14 protein-coding genes are annotated in these 15,360 nt (G+C 55.7%); 3 read left to right on the forward strand and 11 right to left on the reverse strand.

Annotation, left to right across the window (positions count from 1 at the left end):
• Positions 1–60: 60 nt before the first annotated feature.
• The 7 genes from acpP to yceD form a co-directional block, all read right to left on the reverse strand.
• Entirely contained in the window at positions 61–297 is a 237-nt protein-coding gene (gene acpP / locus ACTJI7_RS03685; RefSeq protein WP_003857954.1) for an acyl carrier protein, read from the reverse strand.
• Between the two features lie 154 nt (positions 298–451).
• Positions 452–1,186, reverse strand: coding sequence for a 3-oxoacyl-ACP reductase FabG (fabG, locus tag ACTJI7_RS03690; protein ID WP_010429699.1), 735 nt, complete (start codon positions 1,184–1,186; stop codon positions 452–454).
• A 12-nt stretch (positions 1,187–1,198) separates the two neighbouring features.
• Complete coding sequence (gene fabD / locus ACTJI7_RS03695) at positions 1,199–2,128, reverse strand: ACP S-malonyltransferase (RefSeq protein ID WP_028012717.1); 930 nt, start codon at positions 2,126–2,128, stop codon at positions 1,199–1,201.
• Between the two features lie 15 nt (positions 2,129–2,143).
• Complete coding sequence (locus ACTJI7_RS03700; RefSeq protein WP_041910515.1) at positions 2,144–3,097, reverse strand: beta-ketoacyl-ACP synthase III; 954 nt, start codon at positions 3,095–3,097, stop codon at positions 2,144–2,146.
• A gap of 6 nt (positions 3,098–3,103) precedes the next feature.
• On the reverse strand, positions 3,104–4,138 hold the full coding sequence (plsX, locus tag ACTJI7_RS03705) for a phosphate acyltransferase PlsX (protein ID WP_028012715.1): 1,035 nt from the start codon (positions 4,136–4,138) through the stop codon (positions 3,104–3,106).
• An 80-nt stretch (positions 4,139–4,218) separates the two neighbouring features.
• Entirely contained in the window at positions 4,219–4,392 is a 174-nt protein-coding gene (rpmF, locus tag ACTJI7_RS03710; protein WP_003857964.1) for a 50S ribosomal protein L32, read from the reverse strand.
• Positions 4,393–4,408: 16 nt separating this feature from the next.
• Positions 4,409–4,930 carry a 23S rRNA accumulation protein YceD gene (yceD, locus tag ACTJI7_RS03715; protein WP_021240759.1) on the reverse strand — a complete coding sequence of 174 codons (522 nt, stop codon included), beginning with the start codon at positions 4,928–4,930 and terminating at the stop codon, positions 4,409–4,411.
• A 140-nt stretch (positions 4,931–5,070) separates the two neighbouring features.
• On the opposite strand from yceD, the gene ACTJI7_RS03720 reads away from it, so the two are divergent.
• Positions 5,071–5,655 carry a Maf family protein gene (locus ACTJI7_RS03720; RefSeq protein WP_063153829.1) on the forward strand — a complete coding sequence of 195 codons (585 nt, stop codon included), beginning with the start codon at positions 5,071–5,073 and terminating at the stop codon, positions 5,653–5,655.
• A gap of 79 nt (positions 5,656–5,734) precedes the next feature.
• On the opposite strand, the gene rluC is transcribed toward ACTJI7_RS03720, so the two are convergent.
• A complete protein-coding gene (gene rluC, locus ACTJI7_RS03725) occupies positions 5,735–6,682 on the reverse strand; it encodes a 23S rRNA pseudouridine(955/2504/2580) synthase RluC (RefSeq protein WP_028012713.1) in 948 nt (315 codons plus the stop codon).
• A 572-nt stretch (positions 6,683–7,254) separates the two neighbouring features.
• Here rluC and rne point away from each other — a divergent pair.
• Complete coding sequence (gene rne, locus ACTJI7_RS03730; RefSeq protein WP_192979240.1) at positions 7,255–10,362, forward strand: ribonuclease E; 3,108 nt, start codon at positions 7,255–7,257, stop codon at positions 10,360–10,362.
• 41 nt (positions 10,363–10,403) lie between these two features.
• On the opposite strand, the gene ACTJI7_RS03735 is transcribed toward rne, so the two are convergent.
• Entirely contained in the window at positions 10,404–11,342 is a 939-nt protein-coding gene (locus tag ACTJI7_RS03735) for a LysR family transcriptional regulator (RefSeq protein WP_048960926.1), read from the reverse strand.
• A gap of 109 nt (positions 11,343–11,451) precedes the next feature.
• Between ACTJI7_RS03735 and ACTJI7_RS03740 the strand changes: the two genes are divergently transcribed.
• On the forward strand, positions 11,452–12,666 hold the full coding sequence (locus tag ACTJI7_RS03740; protein ID WP_048960925.1) for an MFS transporter: 1,215 nt from the start codon (positions 11,452–11,454) through the stop codon (positions 12,664–12,666).
• A gap of 75 nt (positions 12,667–12,741) precedes the next feature.
• Here the strand turns inward: ACTJI7_RS03740 and flgL are convergent, their stop codons facing one another.
• Positions 12,742–13,695: a flagellar hook-associated protein FlgL gene (gene flgL / locus ACTJI7_RS03745; RefSeq protein WP_048960921.1), complete on the reverse strand. Its 954-nt coding sequence runs from the start codon at positions 13,693–13,695 to the stop codon at positions 12,742–12,744.
• Between the two features lie 14 nt (positions 13,696–13,709).
• Entirely contained in the window at positions 13,710–15,350 is a 1,641-nt protein-coding gene (flgK, locus tag ACTJI7_RS03750) for a flagellar hook-associated protein FlgK (RefSeq protein WP_048956760.1), read from the reverse strand.
• Positions 15,351–15,360 lie beyond the last annotated feature (10 nt).

Consider the following 15,360-nt stretch of genomic DNA (forward strand, 5'->3'; position numbering starts at 1 on the left):
ATACGTGGGACTAAAAAAGATAAAACTCAGGCGGTCGAATGACCGCCTGGAGATGTTCACTTACGCCTGGTGGCCGTTGATGTAATCAATGGCAGCCTGAACGGTGGTGATTTTCTCAGCTTCTTCGTCCGGAATCTCAGTATCAAACTCTTCTTCCAGAGCCATTACCAGCTCAACGGTGTCAAGAGAATCTGCGCCCAGGTCTTCAACGAAGGAAGCGGAGTTCACAACTTCTTCCTGCTTAACGCCCAGCTGTTCGCCGATAATTTTCTTAACGCGTTCTTCGATAGTGCTCATACTCTTAAATTTCCTATCAAAACTCGCTTTCGCGATGGTTTTCGTAGTGTATAAAATGTTGAAAAATTTGCAACTAAATCCCGGCAGGTCTTACCACGATTTTACGTTATTTTGAGGCCATTTGCCCTAATAACGCAAATATTTTCGATCGTGATTAAACCATGTACATCCCGCCGTTGACGTGGAGGGTCTCACCAGTGATGTAACCCGCTTCGTCAGAGGCTAAAAATGCAACCGCACTGGCGATTTCTTTAGGGTCGCCAAGACGACCCGCCGGAACTGCCGCCAGCGTACCCGCACGCTGATCATCAGTCAGCGCACGCGTCATGTCCGTTTCAATAAAGCCCGGAGCAACAACGTTTACAGTAATCCCGCGGGACGCGACTTCACGCGCCAGCGACTTACTGAAACCGATCAGACCTGCTTTCGCCGCAGCGTAGTTAGCCTGACCAGCATTTCCCATGGTACCAACCACAGAACCAACAGTGATAATACGACCATGACGCTTTTTCATCATAGCGCGCATTACCGCTTTTGACAGACGGAATACAGATGACAGGTTGGTTTCGATAATATCGTTCCACTCATCATCTTTCATTCGCATCAGCAGGTTGTCGCGAGTGATCCCGGCATTATTGACCAGAATATCCACTTCACCAAACTCTGCGCGAATATTTTCCAGAACAGATTCGATAGATGCAGGTTCGGTCACATTCAGTACCAGACCTTTACCGTTCGCACCCAGATACTCGCTGATGGCCTGAGCGCCATTCTCGCTGGTTGCTGTACCAATCACCTTCGCGCCGCGCGCGACCAGTGTTTCAGCAATTGCACGCCCGATACCGCGGCTTGCGCCAGTAACCAGGGCAATTTTTCCTTCAAAACTCATGGTATTCCTCTTTTATTGCGAGAGTGCCGCTGACATCGCTTCCGGCTCGTTAATCGCCGAGGCAGTCAGGGTGTCAACAATACGTTTCGTCAGACCGGTGAGGACTTTACCAGGACCGACTTCATAAAGGTGCTCAACGCCCTGAGAGGCCATAAACTCAACGGTTTTGGTCCACTGTACCGGGCTATAGAGCTGGCGAACCAGTGCGTCACGGATAGCCTCCGGCGCGGTTTCGCATTTCACATCGACGTTGTTCACAACGGAAATCGTCGGTGCGTTAAAGGTAATTTTTTCCAGCTCAGCCGCCAGTTTCTCGGCTGCGGGCTTCATCAGTGCGCAGTGAGACGGTACGCTGACCGGCAGCGGCAGTGCGCGTTTGGCGCCCGCGGCTTTACAGGCAGCACCGGCACGTTCAACGGCTTCTTTATGACCAGCAATAACAACCTGGCCCGGCGAGTTGAAGTTAACCGGAGAAACCACCTGCCCTTCAGCAGATTCTTCACACGCTTTTGCAATCGCGGCATCATCCAGACCAATAATGGCAGACATGCCACCCGTTCCTTCTGGCACCGCTTCCTGCATGAATTTACCGCGCAGTTCTACCAGGCGCACCGCGTCAGCAAACGCAATCACACCGGCGCACACCAGCGCAGAGTATTCACCCAGGCTATGGCCCGCGAGCAGCGCTGGCGCTTTACCGCCCTGCTGCTGCCATACGCGCCACAGCGCAACGGACGCAGTCAGCAACGCTGGCTGAGTTTGCCAGGTTTTGTTCAGCTCTTCGGCCGGACCCTGTTGGGTCAGCGCCCACAGATCATAACCCAGCGCATCAGAAGCTTCACGAAAAGTCTCTTCAATGACCGGGTAGTTTGCTGCCATTTCAGACAACATCCCAACGGTTTGAGAACCCTGGCCCGGGAACACAAAAGCAAATTGCGTCATTTTTTATTCCTTATACTAGAAACGAACCAGCGCGGAACCCCAGGTGAACCCGCCACCGAAGGCTTCAAGCAAGACCAGCTGGCCCCGTTTGATTCGTCCGTCGCGTACCGCTTCATCAAATGCGCACGGTACCGACGCCGCAGAGGTGTTGCCGTGACGATCCAACGTCACCACAACGTTATCCATCGACATGCCCAGCTTTTTAGCGGTGGCGCTGATGATACGCAGGTTCGCCTGATGCGGCACCAGCCAGTCGAGCGCGGTGCGTTCAAGGTTATTTGCTTCCAGCGTCTCATCGACAATGTGCGCAAGCTCGGTCACCGCCACCTTGAACACCTCGTTACCCGCCATGGTCAGGTAGATGGAGCTGTCCGGATTAACGCGATCGGCGTTAGGCAGCGTTAACAGCTCGCCGTAGCGGCCATCGGCATGCAGATGCGTGGAGATGATACCCGGCTCTTCGGACTGCCCCAGCAGCACCGCACCGGCACCATCACCGAAAATAATGATCGTTCCGCGATCGGTTGGATCGCAGGTACGCGCCAAAACGTCAGCACCGATAACCAGCGCATATTTGACGGAGCCAGATTTAACATACTGATCGGCAATGCTCAGCGCGTAGGTGAAACCTGCGCACGCAGCGGCAACGTCAAACGCCGGGCAGCCTTTAATACCGAGCATGTTCTGCACCTGACACGCCGCGCTTGGGAAAGCATGCGTGGCAGACGTCGTGGCAACCACGATCAAGCCAATCTCTTCTTTATCGATACCCGCCATTTCGATAGCGCGCTGTGCGGCTTCGTAACCCATGGTGGACACGGTTTCGTCTGGCGCGGCGATACGACGTTCACGGATACCTGTGCGCGTGACAATCCACTCGTCAGACGTATCTACCATTTTTTCCAGATCGGCGTTGGTACGCACTTGTTTTGGCAGGTAGCTGCCGGTACCTAAAATCTTCGTATACATGTACGCTCAGTCACTTTTAGCTAATACAGATTCCAGGCGAGCGGCAATCCGCTGAGGGACTTGTCGCTGCACCGCCTGCACTGCCTGTTCAATGGCGACAGAAAATGCTCGCTGATTGGCGGCGCCATGACTCTTAATCACGATGCCGCGCAATCCTAACAGACAGGCGCCATTATACTGGTCGGGGTTGAGGTGACTGAATCGCCGCGTCAGGCTCTTTTGTAACCAACGCTTCAATAAAATCAACCACCAGGCGCTTTTTTTGCCTTCTCCCTGAGATTTCAGCAGAGAAAGGAACATGCGCACGACCCCTTCCATGGTCTTCAACGTTACGTTTCCGGTGAAGCCATCGCACACCAGAACATCCGTTTTTCCCGTCAGCAACTCATTGGCTTCGAGATAACCAATATAGTTGATGGAGGGAACCTGTTTGAGCATTTCAGCAGCGTCGCGAATGCTGTCCAGGCCTTTGGTCTCTTCTTCACCAATATTCAATAACGCAACGCGGGGATTGTTGATCCCGACCACGTCTTCTGCCAGCACCGACCCCATCACGGCGAACTGAGCCAGCATGGTACTATCACAATCCACGTTAGCGCCCAAATCGAGCACCACCGTTTTCCCCTTCTGCTGATGCGGTAACACCGTCACCAGCGCCGGGCGCTCAATGCCCTCAATCGGCTTGAGCAGTAATTTCGACAGCCCCATCAGCGCGCCGGTATTGCCGGCGCTGACGCAAGCCTGCGCTCGCCCTTCTTTTACCAGCTCCAGCGCCATGCGCATAGAGCTGCCACGGCTATTACGAATCGCCTGTGAGGGGCGTGCATCACTGGCAATAACTGACTGCGCAGGAATAATCTGCAGACGCGAACGTTGTTCAAAGTCAGCTTTTGCAAGTAATGGCGTGATTGTGTCGGGATTGCCGACTAAAAGAAGTGTGAGTTGCGAATTAGAATTCAGTGCCTGCAATGCTGCAGGCACTGTCACGGAAGGGCCAAAATCTCCCCCCATGACATCTAACGCCAGGGTTAGACGTGTCAAGGTATCGTCGCAGCCTGGTTCGGTAACTTCCCCGTTTGCACGGGGAAATCCTCACTAAGCCTAATCACGCTTTCGCGCGATTACTTAGTGATAACCTTGCGGCCGCGGTAGAAACCGTCAGCGGTGATGTGGTGACGCAGGTGTTTCTCACCAGAAGTCTTGTCTACAGACAGGCTGGTAACTGCAGTCAGCGCGTCATGGGAACGACGCATGCCACGTTTGGAACGGGTTGGTTTATTCTGTTGTACGGCCATGGACCTTACTCCTCAATTACTTACGCTTTAAGCTGGCTAATACGGCAAATGGGTTTGGTTTTTGCGCTTCATCAGGCAGTTCCCCAAAGACCATGTCCGCCTCGGACACTTCACAGTGTTCAGAATCATGCACCGGAACAACTGGCAAGGAGAGGATGATTTCATCTTCAACCAGAGCCAGAAGATCGATTTCACCGAATTCGTTAACCTCAATCGGCTCATACGCTTCCGGGAGTGCTTCAGCCTGTTCGTCAGAACGAACCGGACTGAAACAATACGTTGTGTGAACATGCTGTACAAACGGTTTCCCGCAACGCTGACACTCGAGCGTTACCGTTACCTTTGCATCACCGGTTAAAACGGCGAGACGCTGGTTGTCGATAGCGAACGACATGGAGCATTCTACATCACTGTCCACACTGACTACAGATTCGGCAATACGCTCGGCCTGATCGGAAGTATAGATACCTTCGTAATCAAGGCGTTTTTGAGCCGTACGAACCGGATCAAGAGTCAGGGGTAATTTTACCTTTTGCATAGGGCGCGCATATTAACTTTGTAACGTCATAGAGTCAAAGAAAAAGGCAACCAGAGCTGCCTTTTGCCAATTATTCGCACACATTGCGGCCTGTAGTTTAAAATGGCTGGCATCGATACGCTATATCTGGTGATAAAAATATGCCAAATCTCGTCCTTGCTTCCACTTCTCCCTACCGTCGAACGCTGCTGGAAAAGCTCGGGATCCCGTTTGAATGCGCCGCGCCGGACGTTGATGAGACGCCGCAGCCGGGTGAATCACCGCGTCATCTGGTAACGCGTCTCGCTAAGGAGAAAGCGCAATCGCTGGCCGCACGTTATCCTGCACATTTGATTATAGGCTCCGATCAGGTTTGCGTGCTGGACGGCGAAATCACCGGCAAGCCTCATACGGAGGAGAATGCCTGCCAGCAGCTTCTGCGTGCGCGGGGCACTATCGTGACCTTTTACACGGGCCTGGCGCTCTATAACTCCGCCTCTGGCCATCTGCAAACCGAATGCGAGCCGTTCGACGTGCACTTCCGCCATCTTAGCGAGCAGGAGATTATGGACTACGTGCGCCGGGAACGTCCGCTGAACTGCGCAGGAAGCTTTAAGAGTGAAGGACTGGGGATTGCGCTGTTCGACAAAATGGATGGGCGGGATCCGAACACATTGGTGGGATTGCCGCTGATTGCCTTGTGCCAGATGTTACGGCGAGAAGAGTGTAATCCGCTGATCGTGTAAGTTATGCCCAGCGGCGCTTCGCTTGCATGGGCCTACGGGTTTCGTAGGCCGGGTAAGCGCAGCGCCACCCGGCACCTAATCAGCCGCGCAGAACCTTCAGGCAGCGTTTCAACTGCTCGTCCAGCGGCGCTTCAATACGGATAACTTCCCCGGTATTCGGATGGGTAAACTTCAGCGCTGCCGCATGCAGGAACAGACGCGACAGGCCCGTACCCGCCAGTTGCTTATCGAACTCGCGATCGCCGTAGCGGTCATCAAACGCAATCGGATGGCCCGCAAACTGGGTATGCACGCGAATCTGATGGGTACGCCCCGTCACCGGGCTGCAGCGCACCAGCGTGGCAAACTCATAGCGCTCTTCAACCTTAAAGCGCGTCTCCGACGGTTTCCCTTCCTGGCTCACGCGCACAATGCGCTCGCCGCTTTGCAGAATGTTCTTCAGCAGCGGGGCCTGCACCACCTTCACGTGGGACTGCCACTGACCGCGCACCAGCGCCAGATAATCTTTCTGCATGCCCTTTTCACGCAGCTGCTCGTGCAGGGAACGCAGCGCTGAACGCTTTTTCGCTACCAGCAGCACGCCTGAGGTATCACGGTCCAGGCGGTGAACCAGTTCGAGGAAACGGGCTTCCGGACGCAGCGCACGTAACCCTTCAATCACGCCGAAGCTCAGACCGCTACCACCGTGGACCGCGGTACCCGATGGCTTATTCAGCACCAGAATATGATCGTCCTCATAAAGGATGACATCGCTCAGGGCCGCGACTTTTTGCAGTTTCGGCGAAACCACCTCTTCTTCACGTTCAGCCACGCGCACCGGTGGAATACGCACTTCATCACCGGCTTCGAGCTTATACTCAGGCTTCACGCGTTTTTTATTCACCCGCACCTCGCCCTTACGCAGGATGCGGTAAATCATACTCTTTGGCACGCCCTTCAGTTGGGTGCGCAAGAAGTTATCGATGCGTTGCCCCGCGTAGTCATCCGCGATAGCAACCATTTTTACGGCTGGAGTCTCTGTTTTCATGGTTGGCGATTCTAAATATCGTCAGCCATTAGCGCCACTCATTTTTCTATGCTTATATTTACTTTTATCCGGCCTGCGCCCCGTTTCACGCAATCGATTTGGTGGTTATTAAACCAATCACCACCTTGAGGTGAAGAAACTGTGAGTAACCGGGTGATAATTGGTAAAAGTCATCTTGCTATAACCCGGCGAGCAGTGGAATAATGGGGCTGTTTTCCGCGTTAAATCCGGGTTTTGTAAGGATGTCGACGGAATGACCAATTTTGTCTGACCGATCATCCACGCAGCAATGGCGTAAGACGTATTGATCTTTCAGGCAGTTAGCGGGCTGCGGGTTGCAGTACTTCCCGGTATAAGGATTGTTCTCTGGAGAGTTCTACCCAGGCAATTCCCCTGATAATTGCGCTGTGTTTCCGTATGAAATACAGGCAACCGACACTCTGCGCCTCTTAAGCGAGCGACAACCGTGAGGTTGGCGACGTGAACAGACACGAGGCCATCGGTTCATACCCCGGAAAGCGTCACCTTGCCCGCAGCTTTGTCGTCAATGTAAGAATAACGAGTAAGTTACGATGAAAAGAATGTTAATCAACGCAACTCAGCAAGAAGAGTTGCGTGTCGCCCTTGTGGATGGGCAGCGCCTGTACGATCTGGATATTGAAAGTCCTGGACACGAACAGAAAAAAGCGAACATTTACAAAGGTAAAATCACCCGCATTGAACCAAGCCTTGAAGCTGCATTTGTCGATTACGGTGCTGAGCGTCATGGTTTCCTCCCTCTGAAAGAAATCGCCCGCGAATATTTCCCTGCAAACTACAACGCCCATGGCCGCCCAAACATCAAAGATGTTCTGCGTGAAGGTCAGGAAGTTATCGTTCAGATTGATAAAGAAGAGCGCGGCAACAAGGGTGCCGCACTGACCACCTTTATCAGCCTGGCGGGGAGCTATCTGGTGCTGATGCCAAACAACCCGCGCGCGGGGGGCATCTCTCGCCGTATCGAAGGTGATGACCGTACCGAGCTGAAAGAAGCGCTGGCAAGCCTTGAGCTGCCGGATGGCATGGGGCTTATCGTGCGTACCGCGGGCGTGGGCAAATCTGCCGAAGCGCTGCAGTGGGACCTGAGCTTCCGTCTGAAGCACTGGGAAGCTATCCAGAAAGCCGCAGAAAGCCGCCCTGCTCCGTTCCTGATCCACCAGGAAAGCAACGTTATCGTGCGTGCCTTCCGTGATTACCTGCGTCAGGACATCGGTGAGATTCTGATCGATAACCCGAAAGTGCTTGAGCTGGCTCGCCAGCACATCGCCGCGCTGGGTCGTCCGGATTTCACCAGCAAAATTAAACTGTACACCGGTGAAATCCCGCTGTTCAGCCATTATCAGATCGAATCCCAGATCGAGTCCGCCTTCCAGCGTGAAGTGCGCCTGCCGTCCGGCGGTTCTATCGTGATCGATACCACCGAAGCGCTGACCGCTATCGACATCAACTCCGCGCGTGCAACCCGCGGCGGGGACATCGAAGAGACGGCCTTCAACACCAACCTTGAAGCCGCTGATGAAATCGCCCGCCAGCTCCGCCTGCGCGACCTGGGCGGTCTGATTGTTATCGACTTCATCGACATGACCCCTGTTCGCCACCAGCGCGCGGTTGAAAACCGCCTGCGTGAAGCGGTGCGTCAGGATCGCGCGCGTATCCAGATTAGCCACATCTCGCGCTTCGGCCTGCTGGAGATGTCCCGCCAGCGTCTGAGCCCGTCGCTGGGTGAGTCCAGCCATCACGTCTGCCCGCGCTGCTCCGGCACCGGTACCGTGCGTGATAACGAATCTCTGTCTCTCTCTATCCTGCGTCTGATTGAAGAAGAAGCGCTGAAAGAGAACACCAAAGAGGTTCACGCCATTGTGCCTGTGCCGATTGCCTCCTACCTGCTGAACGAAAAACGTGCAGCGGTCAGCGCAATCGAAGCGCGTCAGGGCGGCGTTCGCTGCATCATCGTGCCAAACGACCAGATGGAAACCCCGCACTATCACGTGCTGCGTGTCCGTAAGGGCGAAGAGACCAGCACCCTCAGCTACCTGCTGCCGAAGCTGCATGAAGAAGAGATGGCGCTGCCTTCCGATGAAGAACCTGCCGAGCGCAAACTCCCAGAGCAGCCTGCGTTAGCGACCTTCATTATGCCTGAAGCACCACCGGAAGCGGCGCTGGAAAAACCGGCAGCCAAACCGGCGGCGCAGAAACCAGAAGCAACGGCCGCGAAAGTCCAGCCGGCGCAACCGGGTCTGCTGAGCCGCTTCTTCGGCGCGCTGAAGAAGATGTTTGCGGGTGAAGAAGTTCAGCCAGAGCAGCCGAAAGAAGAACCTAAAGCAGCCAAACCTGAACGTCAGCAGGACCGTCGCAAGCGTCAGAACAACCGCCGCGATCGTAACGACCGCAGCGACCGTAACGAGCGTCGTGACAGCCGCTCAGACAATAATGAAGGCCGTGAGCAGCGCGAAGACAACCGTCGCAACCGTCGCGAGAAACAGCAGCAGAATGTTGAAGATCGTGAAATTCGCCAGCAGGCGGGCGATGAGTCTGAGAAGAGCAAACAGCGCGACGAGCAGCAGCCACGCCGCGAACGCAACCGTCGTCGTAACGAGGAGAAGCGTCAGGCGCAGCAGGAAGTTAAAAACCTGAACCGCGAAGAGCCCGCTGAGCAGCAGGACGGCGAGCAGGAAGAACGTACTCAGGTGATGCCTCGTCGTAAGCAGCGCCAGCTGGCACAGAAAGTGCGCGTTGGTGCGGCTCCGGTAGAAGAAACCACCGTAGTTGCGGCTGAAGCGGCAGAAACCGCAACAGGCACGCAGGTTGCAAAAGTTGACCTGCCAGCCGTCGTGGACAATAACGTTGAGCAGGATGAAAACGGTGAAAACCGTGACAACGCAGGTATGCCGCGTCGCTCCCGCCGTTCTCCGCGTCATCTGCGCGTGAGTGGCCAGCGTCGTCGTCGCTACCGTGACGAGCGTTATCCGACTCAGTCTCCAATGCCGTTGACCGTGGCGTGCGCGTCACCAGAAATGGCATCCGGCAAAGTCTGGATCCGTTATCCGGTCGCTCGCCTGGAGCAGGCTGTTGAAGAGCAGGCTGTGACCGAAGAGGTGATTGCTCCTGTAGCAGCGGTTGAAGACGCTGTGACCGAAGCAGCAACCGTGGTTGAACCTCAGGTTGTTGAAGCAGCAGAACCACACGCAGTGGACGTCGAAACCACCCATCCTGAAGTGATTGCCGCGCCGGTTGATGCCGCACCGCAGATTATCGCCGAAGAAGATGTCGTGGTGGCTGAGGAAGTCGCTGAAGAGGCTGAACCAGTAGCCGCAGTGGAAGAAGCCGCTGAAACCCTCGTCGAAACCACCACTGAAGAAATCGTTCAGGACGTTGAGATTCAGGTTGAACCGGTTGTTGAAGAAGCGAAAGCGCCTGAAGTGGAGCCAGAGCCGGTTAAGGTTGTTGCCGCTCCTGCGCCTGCTCACGTTGCGACAGCGCCGATGACGCGCGCTCCGGCACCAGAGTATGTGCCTGAAGCACCGCGTCACAGCGACTGGGTTCGCCCGGCGTTCAGCTTTGACGGTAAAGGTGCTGCAGGCGGCCACAGTGCAACGCATCAGGCGACTGCACCAGCGACACGTCCGCAGTCTGTCGAATAACGACGCAGAAAGTAAAAAGCCGACCTTCGGGTCGGCTTTTTTTATGGCTGCTGCACGGGCTTTCTCATCCCGGTGACCTCCGGCATGATCTGCCGCATTAGCTCCAGAAATCGCCGCAAGCGCGCCGGATAATACCGGGACCAGGGGTAAACCAGATGCACCGGTAACGCCGCCGGCTGCCACTCTGGCAGCAAATGTACCAGCCGACCTTCCCGGATATCATCCTGTACCGTCCAGCTGGATACTACCGCCACGCCAAGACCGGTGAGTGCCGTATTGCGTGCGACATACAGACTGTCAGTGCTCAGGCGTGGTGTAATTATCACGCGCGCGGTGGCGGATGATGCCTCGTGAAAAAGCTCCACATGGCGCTGGTAGAAAGAGCTGATGGCAATCCAGGGAAGCTGCTGCAAATCCTCCGGGGCGTTAACCGTCGGAAAGCGGTCCAGCAATGCCGGAGAAGCCACCACCGAGCGCGGCACTTCGGCCAGCAGCACGGACACGGTCGCCGGGTCGACTTCCATTCCCACCCGAATAGCGCAGTCAAGGTTGTCGCCCAGAAAATCAGCCGACCGATCGTTGAGCATCCACTCAATAGAAAGCTGCGGATAACGCTGCAGAAATTCGGTTAGTGGTTTCAGGAGCTGATCCTGACCAAACGCATGCGGTGCCCGCACCCGCAGCACGCCTACAGGTTCATCTTCCGTCTGCCCCACCTCATCTTCCAGCGCCAGCCAGCTGTCAATTACCCGACGGGCATGCTGATAGCAGCGCTCCCCGTCATCCGTCAGCCGCGTCGTGTGGGTGGTGCGCAACATCAGACGCACGCCCAGCATTGTCTCAAGCGACTGCAGCCGCCGGCTCACCGTAGCCTGGGTGGTGTCCAGCTGCCGTGCCGCCGCAGAAAGGGAACCCGCCTCCACAATGCGGACAAACGTCCGCATCAGCTCTACCCTGTCTATACGCTCAGCTCTTTTCATTTACTTTTCATCTATACGTTCAACGTATAAGCGTTTTACCACCGCGCCCGCTACCGCTGCAAGGCGTACTGATGAAAAATAGCCTCACACGATGAATGAGGAACGTCTTATGAACACAACAACCGCCGCCCATGCCGTAAGCCGCTGGGTAATCCTAATGCTGGCGCTCGGTGCAGGCTTCAGCGTGGCATCCATCTATTATGCCCAGCCTCTGCTGCCTCTGATGGGCGCCGACCTTCACCTGAGTATCGAAGGAATGGGCCTGGTCCCGACCCTCACCCAGGCGGGATATGCCTTAGGGATCCTGTTCCTGCTGCCGCTCGGCGATCGCCACGACCGCAGAACATTAATCCTGATAAAGAGCGCGGCCCTGGCGCTGTTCCTGCTGGGCTGTAGCCTGACCGGACAGATCCACTCCCTGCTGCTGGCAAGCCTGCTCATCGGCATGGCCGCCACCATGGCGCAGGATATTGTCCCGGCTGCGGCGATCCTTGCGCCGGAAGGCAAACAGGGGAAAACCGTGGGTACGGTGATGACCGGTCTGCTGCTGGGCATTTTGCTCTCCCGAACCGTCAGCGGCGTGGTGGGCGAAGCGTTTGGCTGGCGCGTGATGTATCAGCTGGCTGCGGGAAGTATTGCGTTTATCGGCGTGGTGATGTGGGCCGTACTCCCTCGTTTCGCCGTTCACTCCACGCTGAGCTATCCCGCTCTGCTGCGCTCGATGGAACATCTGTGGCGTCGCTATCCCGCTCTGCGCCGTGCAGCGCTGGCCCAGGGTTTTCTGTCGATAGCCTTTAGCGCCTTCTGGTCTACGCTTGCGGTCATGCTGCTGGAACGCTATCACCTCGGGAGTGCCGTCGCAGGTGGTTTTGGTATCGCAGGTGCAGCCGGTGCGTTGGCAGCCCCGCTGGCGGGCGGCCTGGCGGATAAACTGGGTGCCGGGAAAGTCACGCAGCTTGGTGCCGTCCTTGTGACCGTCTCGTTTGCCCTGATGTTCCTGATGCCCGCCCTGGGAGTTCACGGACAGCTGATTCTGATTGCCGTCTCTGCTATCGGGTTCGATCTGGGCCTGCAGTCCAGCCTGGTCGCGCACCAGAATCTGGTTTACAGCCTTGAGCCACAGGCACGGGGTCGTCTGAACGCCCTGCTCTTTACCGTGATCTTCATCGGCATGGCGTTGGGTTCCGCTTTAGGCAGCAATATTTACACGCTGGCTGGCTGGACGGGCGTGGTTGCGCTGGCAACGGTTTGCGGCATCATTGCGCTGGCAATCCGTATGATTGAAAGCGCGCGGGTCGCCTCGGCACCAGCAGAAATGGCATAAAAAAAATGCCCAATCCAGACGGATTGGGCAGTAAAACATGCCCAGTTTCAAGACATGTTCCAAGAGGTCAAGATGTTATTTGTTCAGCTGGAACAGAGACATGCCCTGCATATCGCTAAACGCTTTATAAGAAGCCTGCAGGGCCGCCTGCTGCATGGTGTAAGAGGAGATCGCTTCGTTCCAGTCGACATCAACCAGGTCGCTCATCTGCTTGGTCTGACCCAGCGCGCGGTCATCGCCCAGCGTATCGAGTTTTTCCAGCTCGTTCATCTTCGTTCCCACATCCGCAACAACCGTCAGGACATTGTTCTGAGCGTTTTTGATGCCGATTTGCGCGTTGGAAATCACCTGGCTTTGCGCGGCGGCGGCGGCCGGATCGTTCTCAATCGGCGTCTTCAACGAAGCAATGGCGGAGTCCAGGATTTTAAACATGTTGGTGTCGCCATAGCCCCCGCCCGGCAGCTCTTGCGCATTACTGGTAATGCTCTCGAAGATCTGCTGGCCGGTATGGCTGATTGCCATGTTTCGCGCCGTATCAACCTGCTGCGTAATCGCCTCAGTACCACCATTGTAGGTGCCGGTTGCGGCATCAAACGGTGCACTCTCGGTTTTGTATCCCGCAAAGATAAAGCGACCATTGCCATCCGTCGTGTTAGCCAGGTTCATCAGCTGGTCGCGGATCCCCTGGATATCGGTCGCCAGAGAGAGACGGTCGTCATCGCTTAAGGTGCCGTTTGACGCGTAGACCAGCTTCTCACGCACGCTTGATAACGCGGTGTTCACCTGGGTCAGCACGTTATCTTCCAGCGACACTTTTTGCGTGGCAAAGGTGCGCGCTAACGCGAACTGGCTGTTTTGAGACTGAGACTGTGACAGCACAATAGACTGTGAAGCCGCGATAGGATCGTCCGACGGACGATTAACGCGCTTGCCGGTGGACATTTGTTCACCGTAGCTCAGCCATCTGCTCTGGGAATCGGTGATCCCGCGCATGTTCTGTTCGTACATCATCTGGGTGCTAATACGCATTTTTCACCTCAACCTTAACGAATGTTGATAATTGCATCGAAGAGCGTACTGGCAGTCTGAAGCACCTGCGCGTTGGCGAGGTAATACTGCTGATAACGCTGCAGGTTGCCATACTCTTCGTCGAGGTTTACCCCAGAGATGGTCTGCTGCTGCTTAATTAACTGCGTTTCCACATTGGCTTTCGTCTGGCTACTGACTTTCAGTGAAGCGGTGGTGCTCCCTACGGTGCTCACCAGTGAGGCATAGGCATCGTTAAAGGTTTTGTTCCCGCCAACCACTTTGCTGTTTTGCAGATCGAGCATTTTCTGCCCGTTGCGGTTGTCGCTCTCACCGCCGTTCTGCACCGCGGCCATGGCCAGTTTGGATTCGTCACTGATGGACAGTTCCATGTTCATGATGACGTCAGAGACGGGCTTCACGGTAAAGCTGTCTTTGGCGTTGGCCGAACCGCTGACGTTCACGTTAAGACCGTCAAACGACAGATTGCCGCTGGCATCCGGGCTCATGGTAAAGCTGGTCTTGTCCGACGTGCGGGTGATGGTCCAGTCGGTGCCGTTAAACTGCAGCTTATAGTCCGTTGCCTGAACTTTGGTGCTGTCCGCAACGGTGGCATTGACGACCGCCGTGCCGCTATTTTTGCTGTTGGAAAGCACAGCCGGAGAACCGAAGCCGAACAGCTTGCCGCCCGCATCGCCGTTGGCATCAAAGCCGGCCTCATGCTGCTTGTTCATCGCGTCAGCAAACGCCAGCGCCATCTGGTTCAGGTTATTACGAGCCTTATCCAGATCTTCCGCGCGGAAGGTCAGCAAACCGCCTAACGAGCCGGTGGTGATCATCTTTTCCGGGATCTCGACATTACCCGCAACTTCATCGACGTAGGCGATAGTGGTGCGGGAAGGATCGGCGCTGGACTTCACGGCAGCCAGCTGGTTAGCTTTGCTGCCCTGCACCAGGCTGTAGCCGTTGCCGAAAGAGATGTTAAACGTGCCGCTATCCTGAACCGAAACTTCCACACCCACGATTTTGTTCAGCTCGTTGACGAGCTGATCGCGCTGGTCGAGCAGATCGTTAGGCGATGCGCCCGCGCCGACGCCGGTGAGGCGGGAAATCTGATCGTTCAGATTGGCAATCTGTTTGGCATAGTTGTTGATCTGCGAAACGCTGGTTCCGATCGCCGTATTCACCTGCGTATCCTGATCGCGGAGATACTGATCGTTGGTTTTGAACTGATTGACCAGGCCGCCCGCTTTTCCCAACACCGTCTGACGCGCAGCCGGGTCTTCCGCGTTGCTCACCAGCGTTTGCAGGCTCTTAAAGAAATCCTGCAGGGTGGTGGAAAGCGAGTTGGTGGTATCGGAGAGCACATCGTCAATTTTTGACATCTGCTGATAGCGCGTGGTCAGGCCGCTGCTCTGGGTCTGCGCGGCGCGCAGCTGGTTGGTGATGAAAGCGTCATATTCACGCTGGACACCGGAGACATACACCCCGTTACCCACCCAGCCACCGCCGGTCAGCGTGCTGTTAGATGCACCCAGCACCGTCGTCTGGCGGGTGTAACCTGCCACGTTATAGCTTGAAATATTATTACTGACGGTATTGAGTGCCGACTGTGCGGCACTGAGGCCACTCATGGCGCTGTTAATCAAACTGGACATGGGGGTTCCT

This window comes from Enterobacter sp. 22499 (assembly GCF_052044815.1).
In the GTDB taxonomy this organism is placed as follows: Bacteria; Pseudomonadota; Gammaproteobacteria; order Enterobacterales; family Enterobacteriaceae; genus Enterobacter; species Enterobacter bugandensis.

What these genes read in the sequence shown, in the direction of transcription:
- rpmF (WP_003857964.1), bottom strand. Translation starts at nt 4,392, where the DNA reads ATGGCCGTACAACAGAATAAACCAACCCGTTCCAAACGTGGCATGCGT.
- fabD (WP_028012717.1), bottom strand. Translation starts at nt 2,128, where the DNA reads ATGACGCAATTTGCTTTTGTGTTCCCGGGCCAGGGTTCTCAAACCGTT.
- rne (WP_192979240.1), top strand. Translation starts at nt 7,255, where the DNA reads ATGAAAAGAATGTTAATCAACGCAACTCAGCAAGAAGAGTTGCGTGTC.
- flgK (WP_048956760.1), bottom strand. Translation starts at nt 15,350, where the DNA reads ATGTCCAGTTTGATTAACAGCGCCATGAGTGGCCTCAGTGCCGCACAG.
- fabG (WP_010429699.1), bottom strand. Translation starts at nt 1,186, where the DNA reads ATGAGTTTTGAAGGAAAAATTGCCCTGGTTACTGGCGCAAGCCGCGGT.
- ACTJI7_RS03720 (WP_063153829.1), top strand. Translation starts at nt 5,071, where the DNA reads ATGCCAAATCTCGTCCTTGCTTCCACTTCTCCCTACCGTCGAACGCTG.
- flgL (WP_048960921.1), bottom strand. Translation starts at nt 13,695, where the DNA reads ATGCGTATTAGCACCCAGATGATGTACGAACAGAACATGCGCGGGATC.
- ACTJI7_RS03735 (WP_048960926.1), bottom strand. Translation starts at nt 11,342, where the DNA reads ATGAAAAGAGCTGAGCGTATAGACAGGGTAGAGCTGATGCGGACGTTT.
- ACTJI7_RS03700 (WP_041910515.1), bottom strand. Translation starts at nt 3,097, where the DNA reads ATGTATACGAAGATTTTAGGTACCGGCAGCTACCTGCCAAAACAAGTG.
- yceD (WP_021240759.1), bottom strand. Translation starts at nt 4,930, where the DNA reads ATGCAAAAGGTAAAATTACCCCTGACTCTTGATCCGGTTCGTACGGCT.
- ACTJI7_RS03740 (WP_048960925.1), top strand. Translation starts at nt 11,452, where the DNA reads ATGAACACAACAACCGCCGCCCATGCCGTAAGCCGCTGGGTAATCCTA.
- acpP (WP_003857954.1), bottom strand. Translation starts at nt 297, where the DNA reads ATGAGCACTATCGAAGAACGCGTTAAGAAAATTATCGGCGAACAGCTG.
- rluC (WP_028012713.1), bottom strand. Translation starts at nt 6,682, where the DNA reads ATGAAAACAGAGACTCCAGCCGTAAAAATGGTTGCTATCGCGGATGAC.